Source organism: Methanobacteriaceae archaeon (assembly GCA_030656015.1).
In the GTDB taxonomy this organism is placed as follows: Archaea; Methanobacteriota; Methanobacteria; order Methanobacteriales; family Methanobacteriaceae; genus UBA349.
Window position 1 is genome coordinate 24370 of the sequence record JAUSNX010000012.1, and the last position, 13087, is coordinate 37456.

The 13087-nt window shown below is 34.6% G+C and carries 9 protein-coding genes; 5 read left to right on the top strand and 4 right to left on the bottom strand.

Annotated features, from left to right (window positions below; translation table 11 throughout):
* Positions 1-15 precede the first annotated feature (15 nt).
* The 5 genes from Q7I96_08635 (at position 16) to Q7I96_08655 (ending at position 7319) form a co-directional block, all read left to right on the top strand.
* Positions 16-792 carry a flavodoxin family protein gene (locus tag Q7I96_08635; GenBank protein MDO9627672.1) on the top strand — a complete coding sequence of 259 codons (777 nt, stop codon included), beginning with the start codon at positions 16-18 and terminating at the stop codon, positions 790-792.
* 25 nt (positions 793-817) lie between these two features.
* The gene (locus Q7I96_08640) at positions 818-2131 is read left to right on the top strand and encodes a polysaccharide pyruvyl transferase family protein (GenBank protein MDO9627673.1); all 1314 of its coding nucleotides are present in this window, start codon (positions 818-820) and stop codon (positions 2129-2131) included.
* Positions 2128-5124: an AMP-binding protein gene (locus Q7I96_08645; protein MDO9627674.1), complete on the top strand. Its 2997-nt coding sequence runs from the start codon at positions 2128-2130 to the stop codon at positions 5122-5124. The genes Q7I96_08640 and Q7I96_08645 overlap by 4 nt, the downstream gene beginning before the upstream one ends.
* Positions 5125-5231: 107 nt before the next feature.
* A complete protein-coding gene (locus Q7I96_08650; GenBank protein MDO9627675.1) occupies positions 5232-5906 on the top strand; it encodes a hypothetical protein in 675 nt (224 codons plus the stop codon).
* Between the two features lie 117 nt (positions 5907-6023).
* Positions 6024-7319 carry a GMC family oxidoreductase N-terminal domain-containing protein gene (locus tag Q7I96_08655; GenBank protein ID MDO9627676.1) on the top strand — a complete coding sequence of 432 codons (1296 nt, stop codon included), beginning with the start codon at positions 6024-6026 and terminating at the stop codon, positions 7317-7319.
* Positions 7320-7555: 236 nt separating this feature from the next.
* On the opposite strand, the gene glmM is transcribed toward Q7I96_08655, so the two are convergent.
* The 4 genes from glmM to Q7I96_08675 all read right to left on the bottom strand — a co-directional run bounded on the left by glmM (position 7556) and on the right by Q7I96_08675 (position 13065).
* The gene (glmM, locus tag Q7I96_08660) at positions 7556-8914 is read right to left on the bottom strand and encodes a phosphoglucosamine mutase (GenBank protein ID MDO9627677.1); all 1359 of its coding nucleotides are present in this window, start codon (positions 8912-8914) and stop codon (positions 7556-7558) included.
* A gap of 218 nt (positions 8915-9132) precedes the next feature.
* Positions 9133-10548 (bottom strand): hypothetical protein, encoded by a 1416-nt coding sequence (locus Q7I96_08665; GenBank protein MDO9627678.1) that lies wholly within the window; start codon positions 10546-10548, stop codon positions 9133-9135.
* Positions 10549-10799: 251 nt separating this feature from the next.
* The gene (locus Q7I96_08670) at positions 10800-11189 is read right to left on the bottom strand and encodes a DNA-binding protein (GenBank protein ID MDO9627679.1); all 390 of its coding nucleotides are present in this window, start codon (positions 11187-11189) and stop codon (positions 10800-10802) included.
* A 223-nt stretch (positions 11190-11412) separates the two neighbouring features.
* Positions 11413-13065, bottom strand: coding sequence for an ATP-dependent DNA ligase (locus tag Q7I96_08675; protein MDO9627680.1), 1653 nt, complete (start codon positions 13063-13065; stop codon positions 11413-11415).
* Positions 13066-13087 lie beyond the last annotated feature (22 nt).

Consider the following 13087-nt stretch of genomic DNA (forward strand, 5'->3'; position numbering starts at 1 on the left):
TAAACAGTGATTCACATGAAAATGAAAGTATTAGCAATAATGGGGAGTCCTAGAAAAAGAGGAAATACCTATCAGGCCACTCAAGAACTGGAAAAAGAAATGCGGAAACTGGGTGATGTTAAATTTGAATATCTCTTTTTGCAGGATGCCCATCTGGAAATGTGTAGAGGTTGTTTTAACTGCTTGAGTCGCGGAGAAGAGTTTTGTTCCTTAAAAGATGACCGCGAAGATATTGAAAAGAGAATTTTAGAAGCGGATGGGGTGATATTTGCATCACCAGTGTACTGTCAAATGGTTAGCGGCTTAATGAAAAATTTTATTGACCGATTTGCTTATATTTTTCACCGACCGGTTTTTTTCAAACAAAGAGCCCTGGCAATTTGCACCACCGCAGGTTCAGGTGCTAATGAAACTCTAAAATATCTGGAAACACTACATATATGGGGTTTTGGTAAAATGAATAAATTAGGAATCATTATTCCGCCATGGCCCATGAGTGAAGCTTTGAAAAAGAAAAATCAACGAAATATTGAAAAATCAGCTCATGAATTTTATAAAAGCCTTGAAAAAGGTGGTATGGCCCGCCCTACATTTAACGAGTACGTTCATTTCCGTTTCATGAAATTTACATCTAGTATGGGAGAATACTTCCCCGCAGATCATGAATTTTACCAAGATAAAGATAGTTATTTTTATCCACTTAAAATAAGTCCTTTTAAAAGAATTGGCGTCACTATAATGATGAAAATAGTTTTATTTTTAATGAGAGATATGGGGCCTGCTGAAAATTGAGAATTAATGACATTAAGGAGATTTCATGCTAAAAAATTCTTCAAAATCATCTGAAATTCCAATAAATCAAAATAATCTTAATCAAAATAATCCTGATTTATCTGGAGAAAAAATAAAAATTCTTTTGGTAGGATATAATGGGGCCAATAATACTGGCTCTGAAGCCAGACTTCATGCAATTATAGCTGATTTAAAGGAAATTTTAGGGGAAAATGTAGAGATTACCGTGCCCACACTCAATCAAGAAAATCTCCGAAGGTATCTAAAAGAAACTGAAAACATTAAAATTGTTCCTTTACCTTCCATTTACTTTTTCACCATGCGCAAGCTGGTTAAAGAACATGACATTGTAATTTTAGTAGAAGGTAGTTGTTACATGGATACCTGGACTTCCGCTCTTCTTTGGGCCTTTTTATGGGCCACTAAATGTGCCGATGATTTTAAAAAGTCGTCAATGGCCTATGCCGTTGATGCTGGGAAATTATCTTCCCTTAATAAACGATTAGTTAAAAGAGAAGCTAGTAAAACTGATTTAATAATCACCAGAAACTACAAATCCCTGGAAATTCTTAAATCCGCAGGTGTGACTGCCCCCATAGAAGTTACTGCCGATTGTGCATTTGAATTGAAATTAAATCCCGATAATTACAATTTTATAAAAGAAACTTGGCCTGAAGCCGAAAATAAGTTGGTGGGACTTTCTGTGGTGGATTTTTACTTGTGGCCAGTGGTCATTCGGCCCTGGGGGAGGTCTGAAGACCAGTATAAATGGCCTTATTATTTCTCCAGTTCCCCTAAAAGGGACCATCAAAGAGAAGCACTAGCAAATTCCTGGGCCCAAATGGCCGATCATCTTATTCAAAAATACCAGCAGAATGTAGCATTAATATGTATGGAGGACCTGGATGAGCCACTGGCCCGGAAAATTTTGGAAAAAATGCAGTATTCTGAAAAAGCCAAAATATTCTCCTCTAATAAATACAACGCCTCAGAAATGACTGTTCTACTGAGAAACCTCAACCTTCTTCTTACTTCCCGTTATCATGCCTCAGTTTTATCCCTGAGTGAAAAAATCCCGCAAGTTGCCATCGGACATGATACTCGGTTAAAAAATCTTTATAAAGAAATAGGAATCTATGAAGAATACTTTATAGATTATACTGACCCTGATTTATGGCAAAAAGTTAGAAATAAAGCTGAAAAGCTTTTAAAATCACCAGAATCTATGCAAAATACTTTAAAAATAGGTTATGATGATCAATTAAAAAGAGCACAGAAAAATAAAAATTTGCTAAAAGAGTTCCTTAAAAGATCTTTAAACAGGAAGGGCATGCAATGAACTCCCCTATCAAAAATTCTACTAAAAATCAATCCATTTCCACACCATTTATCCAGAAAACACCTGTAAAAAAATTAATAGTCCTTCTTACCGGAGCTAATGGTTTTATTGGGACATATATTGCTCAGGAATTACTCCAACGAAAAGATGTACAAATTTTAGCAATGGTAAGGGGGAAAAATGATTTTGATGCTAAAATCCGACTAAAAAGAGCATGGAGGGAGTATCCCTATCTTATTGAAAGCTTAAATGACGGAAAAATAGAGATATTGAACGGAGATGTCACTGAAAAAAATCTGGGTCTGAAGGATTCTCAGTATAATATGCTGGTTCACAATATAAGCCACATCATACATACTGTAGCTGATTTAAGACTGAATGGCCCATTAAATGAACTCAGGAAGACTAATGTAAGGGGTACTAAAAATGTTCTGTATCTAGCCCAAAAAGTTGATGAAAATCATGGCTTAGAAAGGTTTTCATTTTTATCCACCGCTTATGTGGCTGGAAAGCGTGAAGGAGATATTTTAGAAAGTGATTTGGATTCATGCAACGGTTTTTCCAGTAACTATGAAAAAAGTAAATTTGAAGCAGAGATGGAAGTAAAAAAATCCCAAATTCCTTTTTCTATATTCCGCCCAGGAATGGTGGTGGGAGATTCTAAAACTGGACAGATAAAAACTTTTAATACCGTTTATGTTCCACTTAGACTTTATTTAACTGGTAAATTAAGATTTTTACCTATTTCTCCCTCCAGTAAGATTAATCTAGTCCCAGTAGACTACATTAGCCAATCGGTAGTAGATTTAACATTTAATGATAAAGCTCAGAATTTAACCTTCCATTTAACCGCTCCTAACGAAGCTTTACCTAGTGTAAGGGAACTGATAGAATACACTCGAAAGTGGGCATCCACTAATTTAGGAGTTAATCTCCCTCGGCCTTTATTTTTACCACTACCTCAACAATGGGCTGAAAAAATCCTTAAATTTATATTTAAAGACATTAAAAAGTCTAAAAGTACTGAAGGGTTCGATAAATCAGTATTAGGAATACTTGCACCATACATACAGGAAAATCGACGTTTTAATCGGGAAAATACTGAGAAGCTCTCAGTAACTTATCCTCACCAGTGGAAAAATTTTATAGATAATATACTAAAATACGCCGTTTACATGGGATTCTTCCATCGTTCAGAGCGTACCGTTCATGAACAAATAACTTACCGCCTTAAAAGCAGAAGTTTTCCTGTAGAATGCTTTGATATTGTTAATGGACAGTTAATCAAACGATCAGGTCCAGATATAAGAAAAAAAATTATTCTGGCAGCTAATGCTTTACAAAAATTAGGTGTTAAACCACAAGATCGAGTAGCCATCTTAGGATTCAATAGCACCCGTTATTTTATTTTAGATGTGGCTATAGGCCTTTTAGGGGCAGTAAGTGTTCCATTATATTATACTAGCCCATTAAATGAAATAAAAGACCTGATAAAAGATAGTTCATCAAAATTACTCCTTTTAGGAAATGAAAGCGTACTAAAACAAATAAATGAACTAGATTTAGAAATTCCAGCAGTTTCATTTGCACTAAAATCGAATTTGAAGCATGAATTTGTTGAAGAAGGGTCTAAAAAGTACGATTCCGATCCAGTCCATCATATCATTTCTTGGGAGGAATTTTTGAATATTGGTCTGGAAAATGCCAGCAATGATATTGAAAATACCATACATGTTGATGATGAAGATCAGGAAACTCCCACCAAAATACCCGAAAATAATATAAGAGCTCCTGTTGATTTTGAATCTCTGGCCACCATTAGATACACTTCTGGAACCACAGGAGACCCTCGTGGAGTAATGTTCAATCATGGAAACCTGCGCTGGATGGCAGAATTCATTGCTTCCATGCCCCCCTGGAAAGATAGGACTGAAGGAATTTCTTATTTATCATTTTTACCTATGAATCATGTGGTAGAAGGAATACTTGGCACTTACGCCCCATATTATGCTCCTGCTCCACTAAAACTTTATTTTTTAGAAGATTTTCAAGAATTAGCACATGTTCTCCCCCAGGTAAAACCCAAAGTATTTTTTTCCGTTCCCCGGTTTTATGAAAAATTATGGGATTCTTTCAGTGAAAGTATGTGGGGCAAGATTTACTGTAAAAGCAAAGAACAATGGGGACTAAAAATCGTTTTAAATAAATATTTAGCCAGTTTTCTGGGAAATTTAGTCCTTAAAAAGGCCGGGCTACATAAGTGCTCTCAATTAATCGTGGGCTCTGCCCCTATAAGTGAAAGCCTCATTAAAAAATTTCAAAAACTGGGAATTGAAATCTACAATGCATATGGACTTACTGAAGCCCCTCTGATAACCATCAATAGATTGGGTAATAATCAACCAAACACCGTGGGAAAACCCCTACCCCAGACATGTATTAAAATAGCAAATGATGGGGAAGTACTGGTTAAAGGCCCTCAAGTAACTAAAGGCTACTTTAAACAGGATAGAAGTTCATTATTCTCAGATGAATGGTTATTAACTGGAGATTATGGGCATTTAACAGAAGATGGCAGTTTAGTGATTACTGGCCGTAAAAAAGAAGTCATCATAAACTCTTATGGAAAAACTATCTCCCCGCTTAAAATGGAAGTCCTTATCAAGTCCATAACAGGCATATCTGAGGCTATGGTAATAGGAGAACAAAAACCATATTGTGTAGGACTTATATGGCTAGATAAGCCCAATATATCACTAAAAAATCTTGATTATGCTATTATAAACATTAATTCCAGTTTATCCCACCCAGAACAAATAAAACGATGGGCAATTCTAAAAAATGATCTTTCAATTGATAAAGGCGACCTTACTGCTAATTTAAAGCTTAAAAGAAAATTCATCATAGAAAGATATAGTGAAATTATAAATTGTCTCTATGAAGGAAAATTTTCAGATAATATGCTCCATTTAGGGGCTGCAGAGGATATTTAGGAATTTTACGGTAGTATGGAAAAAAATATGATTATATTAAATGATTATAATTAATTAAATAATAAAATATAAGTAAATTTACTTTAATAGGTTGAATAGGAGATAATATGAATTTTAAACTTTTTTTGCTCTCAATCTGGATTCCCAAGTACTTTTTAAAAAAGGAATTGAATCATTTAGCGGAAATTACCTTAAATCAACTGGATAATCTATTAAAAATTCACTGCCCTACCACTTATCAACAAATTACAAAATTAAAATTTCCTTTAAATGGAAATTTAGAAGAGATTCGCTTGAAAATGGCCCAGGCACATAACATAAGGGTGAATGCTCTCTCAAATGTCCTGGGCCCAGAAGAAACCGTGCAAATTGCACGACCTTTAATGTTTAAAACCGGTTATGAACTAGGATTAGACATTAAAACTCGTCTAGGTTTAAAAGAAGATTTAAATGATTTAATAAAAGCAGCCCATATTTTATACCAGGTTTTAGGTATCGACTTTGAATTCCATGAAGGAGATGGTTGTACCCCCCCTAATTTAAAAAGCTGCATCATTATCAATCGTTGCTCTTTGGCCCATTACTACTTGCCCCTGACTTGTCAGGTGTTAAGTGGAGCAGATGAAGGAGTAGTAAGTGGTTTGAATTCGCAAGTGGAAATGATTTTTAAAGAAAAAATTACTGAAGGGGCCTCGGCCTGTATTGCTGCTATTGAATTAAAGAATGAAGATAATAATAATAATAATAATAATAATAATAATAATAGAAAAAGCTTAAAATAAATTTTAAATATTAATAAATAGGATTATCGGATAATTGAAATCCGACTTAATTATAATTAAAGGACTAAAATTTAATATAAATTAGATTGAACTATCAGTTTATGAGTGGGTGAAGAAATGCGAGCTATTGTTGTGGGTAGTGGGGCTGGAGGGGCTACTGTTGCCCGTGAATTATCCCAAAATGGAATGGAAGTAATTATACTGGAATCTGGGGGCGATTTTAAGCCATTTACCCGCCGATTATCTTGGAGTGAGCCACTTCGAAAGATCGGGCTCATGGGAAATGAAAAAACAATAACTAAATTATTTCCTTATTTAGAAACAAGCCGTTCCAGCAAAGAACTGGTGCTGGTCAGGGGTCGAGGTACCGGAGGATCTACCGTTCTTTCCTGTGGAAATATGGTTCGGACTGATCAGGGCCTGGAGGAGATAGGTCTGGATCTGGAAAGTGAATTTAAAGAACTGGAAGATTTGATTAATGTAAAAGAATTTCCCTACAAAAGATGGCGTCCTTTAACTCAGGAAATGTTTAAAAGCGCTGAAAAAATGGGTTTAAATCCTCAAGCAACTCCTAAAGCCATGGACACTGCAAAATGTGTTTCTTGTGGACTTTGTGAATTAGGATGCTCAAGCAACTCCCGATGGGATTCCAGAAGATTCTTAGAAGATGCACTGAAACATGGAACAATTTTAAAAACAAAATCACCTGTTAAAAAACTTTTATTAGAAAAAGGAAAAGTTAAAGGAGTAGAGATAAAATCCGGAATTTCTTCAAAAGAACTGAAGGCCGATTTGGTGGTTCTCGCGGCCGGCGGTATTGGTACTGCTCAGATATTAAAAGCTTCCGGCCTACCTGCTAAGGACAATCTATGGGCCGATATTGTAATAACCCTCGGAGGTATTTCTTCTGGGGCTAAAATGATTAAAGAACCCCCCATGGCATGGTACTCTCAGCAAAAAGATTATATCATATCCCCTTATGTAGATATATTGTCCCATTGGTTCCATAAACCCTGGAAAAATGTTTCTATTAATGATCGAGTGGGTATGATGGTTAAACTGGCAGATCTGGAAGAAGGATCTGTTTTTGAGGATGGAAAGGTTCAAAAAGAAATCTCCTCTGATGATAAACAGAAAATGAATGCCGCTATTGCTCAGGTCCAGAAAATAATGGAAAATTCTGGTGTTTCAGGCCCATATATTCAGGGAATGTACAATGGAGGTCACCTAGGAGGTACTGTCCCTCTGGAAAAAGCAGATGTAGGTGCAATGAAGCCACACTATTTACCTGAAGGATTATGGGTGGGAGATCTATCACTGGCACCTCGTTCTCAAGGTATGCCCACCATATTACTGGCCGCAGCTTTAGGTCTCAAAGTAGCGCGTAAAATCCTGGAAAATAATGCACCATGAATTAATTAAATAGGTGGATAATCAGTTTAGTTTAAATTTTTTATCTAAATCTCTCTATAATCTAATTCTTTGTTAATTTTCTGTGAGTTAAACAAATGAATAGTAAGATTATGGTTGAGATATAAATAAATTAAAAATTGAAAAAAAGTAAATAAAATTGAAAATAAAATTATTTTTCAATCTATTTTGTCGAATTATTAAAATTTTGGTTTATTTAATGTTATCCGACTTATAACTTATTTTAAGTACTTCTCCACCAGAGAAATTCCCCACTGGGCCATTTCAGTGGCCTTGTCCTGAGAATCAGATTCTGAAAAGCACCTGAATATTGGTTCAGTTCCAGAAGGCCGTATAATTACCCAGCCATCCTCAGTGAATATTTTAACACCATCAGTGGTGTCCAGTTCATATCCGCGAGGGTCATTGGCAATTTCTTCGGCAATGTTGTCCATTACTTCTTTTTTAAGGTCATCTGGACATTTAATTTTCATCTTCTCTGAATAATAAACCGGTAATTCCGCTACCAGCTCAGAAAGTGGTTTATCTTCTTTGGCCATGATTTCAATTATCTTAGCGGCAGAAAGGGCAGCATCTCGACCATAAACAAAGTCAGGGAAGATTAATCCACCATTTTCTTCTCCACCAAATAGACCATCTTCTTCTTTGAGCTTTCTCGCTACCAGTAAGTCACCCACTGCAGTAGCAATGACTTCACCATTATTTTCCTTAGCCACATCATAAATAGCCGTAGATGTGGCTACAGTGGTTACCACCAGGCCACCGTCATTTTCCTTAAGCATTTGCTTTTCTACCAGGGCAAAAGTCTTATCTCCCAGTACGAATTCCCCATTTTCATCAATACAAATGGTTCTATCAGCGTCCCCATCATGAGCCAGTCCCAAATTTGCTCCAGTGGCCTTCACCACTTCAATTAGTTCTGTAAGATTGTCTTTTATTGGTTCCGGGTCTCTGCCTGGGAAGAAACCATCTGGTTGGCAATTTAAGGATAAAACATCACATCCCAGTTTTCTAATCAAGTATGGTGCTGTGAAACAGGCCGCTCCAGACCCACAGTCCACTACTACTTTTAGGTTGGCCTTTTTAATTGATTCTAAATCCAATCTTTTCAGAACTTCTTCTTGATACTCTTCAATTATCCTTTCATTAACAGTTACTTCCCCAATTTCATCCCAGCCCACTCTTTTAGGATTATCATTGAAGAACATGTCTTCAATTTTAATTTCCATCTCATCGTGAATCCCAATACCATCTTCATCTACGAATTTTATTCCATTATATTGTGGGGGGTTGTGAGAAGCCGTAATTATTATTCCACCGTTATAATAATTACGTACTGCATATTGGGCCGCAGGTGTTGGTAAAATACCTAAATCCACCACATCACATCCAGAAGATAATAATCCGGCAATTACTGCGTGTTTAATCATAGGAGTAGTCGTTCTGGGATCTCCACCCACCGCTACTTTTCCTTGAATAACTGTTCCATATGCCGCTGCTAGCTTTGACGCGAATTCCGGGTTTAAAACCTCATTTGCAAGTCTTCTAACTCCAAAAGTACCGAATAATCTTTTCATTTTATCAATTCCTTTCTAAATATAATCCTGTAAAAATTTTTAATTCTAAAGCTTAATTAATATTATAAACCAATAAATCTCTCTAAATTTTAATTTAGATCATGTAAATTATTTTATCATCCTATTATCGTTTAATAGTTAAAAATATTAAATAAATTTTTATTTTAATGTTTATTATCCTTTATAGTAGAATAATATGTGATGTAAAGAAGATTTTATTATTGAATACTAGTTTTATTAAGTTCAAACACCTTAAAATCCTTATTTTCATAGGCTACTGTTGAATAAGGCATAGTAGTGACATTCTTGTTTAGTACAATATATCCTACATTATCATTTATCATATCTAAGGTATTGTATTTTCCCAGAAGATATTTTTTTATATTCAAATTTTTGGATATTTTTAGATATTGGGAGCCATAAGGAACTGATTGATTAGATATGGAAAATATTGCAGCATTCACAGAAGAATTATTAGATATTGCAATTAGATTTTTATCACCGGAGTTTTTAAACCATTGCGCTACTGCAATTTGAGAATCAAGTTCTGGTTGAACTGAATTAGCAGCTTCAAATCCATAATAAGCACCTAATAATAAAATTACGACTGTGAGTACATAAATCGGTCTTTTATCCCCCTCGATACGAATACATTGAACGCCAATCCCAGCCATGACCATAAGGGGGAATATGGCCAATGCCAGAATGTATACTGCCCCCAAAGGTGTGGTCAAAAATTGAATGAAGCTCAAAATAATTACCGTTAGCAACCAGGTCAAAATTAAGATATCCTTAATTTGATTTCTTTTGGCTAAGTAAAAAGCTCCTATGAATGCAAAGATTAAAGGAATTATTCCTAAAAATTCAGGATATTTGTTAATAGCAATCAATTGCGATAAATAGGGGGAAATAAATATCTGAAACGTAAATGATCCTTTTATAAATATCGGTGCCCACCAAATAGCTGCAATTACTATTGAAACAGCCATTAATATCCAGTAAGCCTTAAGATTAGCTTCTTTTTTCATTATGAAAATTATTAAAGTGAAAATAGTAAGCATAAGAAAAATAATGGCCGCTGAGATCGTTTGGGTTAAAAATGCAAACCCTAAGAACATACCAGATATTAAAGCATATTTTAGACTTTTATTTTCAAGAGCCAGAACATAAAAATAAGCCAATAATGGCATAATTATTAAAATCATAGCTTCTGGCGTGGTAAACATTATTTTAGAAAATAATGCAGAAAACATGACAAATATTCCAGTTAAAAAGCCAGTTATCATATTATACATTTTATAAGCCGTGAATGAAAAGGATAAAACAATTAAAAATGCAAATACTGGCTGTAAATACTTTAAAATCACCATAGAGCCCATAGATAATATTTTGCTCAATGAAAGAATAAAAAAGTCAAAAAGGGGAGAATACATAGGTTGGCCAGACCATAGAAGCGTTTTAGTCCAGGAGATTCCATTTTCAGAGAAGAATTGAATTAAAGCCGCATGATAAAATGTTTCTCCACCGAGAGGAACTGAATATTTTATAGTCGGAATTAAAACCAAGCAAAATGTTATTATTGCTGGAATAAAAACTAAAATTGAATTCCTGTTTTTTTGTATTAAGTTCGACATCAAATCACCCATTCGAATTTAACTCAGAGATTAATTTATATTTAATGATAAATTTAATAGATTATTCCTAATATATTTAATAGATAATTTAATATATTATTTCTAATCTAATTATTTTATTATAGTAGATATAGTTTGATGGTTTAATTAATTTTAGAAATTCTAATAGGTCTGAATGAGATTTATTAAAAAAAGTTTTTCAACATTAAATGAAACTTGAATTAAATATTAATTTAGAATTTAGTTACACTTCACAATATTTTAATAGAGTTTTGATCTTTTAATATCAGTTCAAAAGCCCCATTATATTGAGTAACAGTTCCAATTACTCTTATTCTAAATTTATTAGTGTTCATAGGGCTAAATCCTATTTTTTGCATTTCATGAGTAGTTCCTTCAAAGATTACCACGGTAATTTTGCCAGTGCCATCATTAACCTTTAAAAAATAAGTATCGCTTTTTAAGGCTTTTTTAACCTCTTCCACATAACACTCCACAGTAACCTCTTTATCCATGGTTCCCTGATTAATCTCACTAATTTTAAGTTTATAAGGACTTATTTGGCCTGCAAAAGCGATCATGCCCACTATACCAATTATAGAGAATATGAGTGCCATTTTAAATATTTTTTTATCATCCATGTTAATTACCCTTAACAAAATTTAGTAATACTTTTTTTAAATATTATTAATATTATTTTATTTAAAAATTATTACTGGAAAATAAAAAATATATAAAAACAGGATTCTCCCTAGAAAAATAAGATAAACATTGATTATGATTTTAAATTAATTTTAAATAAAAATTAGAATTCCTGAAATTAATTAGAAAAAAATAAAATAGGAATATTAAGATCTCAAAAAATCATCCCTTGAACATGGATTCCACCCGGGCCACCGTATCAATGTCATCCAGACTTAAATCATCCCTAATTCTTTTAACAACCGGAAACCGAAGAGAATATCCACTCTCGTATTCTGGGCTCTTAACAATCTCACTGTAAGCTATCTCCAGAATAATATGTGGTTTTACCTTTACCCGCCGTCCTTTGCTCTCCTGAATAATTTCATCCATCCTCTGAGAAAGTTCCAAAAGAGTTTTATCGTCCAAACCAGTGGCCACATGAGCAATAGTCTTTAAATCACCAGATTCATCACTGAGAGCCATTAAATAAGATCCTATGAAGTGAGCTCGTTTACCCTTACCATAGGTACCCCCAACCACCACCAGGTCCAGTGATTCTGGTTCTGCCTTGAATTTAAGCATTTTTTTACCTCTGATGCCCGGAATATAGGGTTCATTAGGATCTTTTATCATTATACCCTCGTGCCCTTTATTTAAAGAGTCAGTGAACAAGTATTCTGCGTCTTCCACATTTTCCATAGTCACCTTTACTTGTCGACTTAATTGAATCTTGTTTTCACTTAATTTCACAATAGATTCCAGAACATCTCTCCTCATTTCCAATGGGGCATCAATAAGTGGTTCATTAAAGTAGAGAACATCAAATAAGTAAAGTGTTAGGGGGACTTCCTCCATGACTTTTTCAATATCATATTTTCTTCTAACCCTTTGCAGAATATACTGGAAGGAAATGGGCTTTCCATCTTTGGTAACAATTATCTCTCCTTCTACAATGAAATCCTGCTGGGGGAGTGCGTTTTCAATATATTCGATAATATCTGGAACTGCATTACTTATATTTTCCAGTCTCCTGGTGAAAACCATGACTTCGTGGCCTTTTCTATGGATTTGAACCCTGATACCATCATATTTAGTCTCACAATATGCACGGCCCATTTCTTCAATACTTTCTTTAATACCTGGTGCTAACTGGGCCAGCATAGGTTTAACTGGTTTTCCAGGTTTTAAAGTAAGTTTCTTAAGGCCTTCTTCACCTTCCTCCATAGTAACCTGGGCCACCAGACCCAGATCATTGGTTAGCATATGTGCCCGATCAAGTACCTCTTTCTTAACTCCGAAAGCTTGGGAAATAGCATCTCGTATAGTCCCTTCACCTACGCCCACCCTTAGTTCTTCTAAAATTGTTCTAGTTATGTATTTAGCTTCTAGTGGTGAAGCAAGTGATAAAAGCTCTCTAATTATGTTCATTTTTCTTGATTGAGCCCTGTTTCCTGACACTGAAGATATTTTTCTCAGATTATTATAAACCATTTCAATAGTAAGTGGTTGGGAAAAGAATGTGGTTTGAGTTCTTTTTTTAAATAAAACTTCACTGGCAGCACCGATATCCCCCTGATCCCTAACTTGATCTTCTACCTCTTCCGGAGTCACTCCTACCACAGAAGAAATGGCCTTCATAAGGAGTTTAGAACCAATACCTAGTTCTTCTTCACTCCAAACTGGAAATACTCTACCCAATGCCATTAAAGTTACTATAGGAAGTAATTTTGGATGTATGTCTGAAAAAAAATCGGATAGAATTTCAGTTTTTTCTAGTCTTTTTGTAGTTGAGTCTAAAGCTTGATAAACATCAACCAAACGTTCATATTTAATTTTATTCTTTTCTGAAGACATT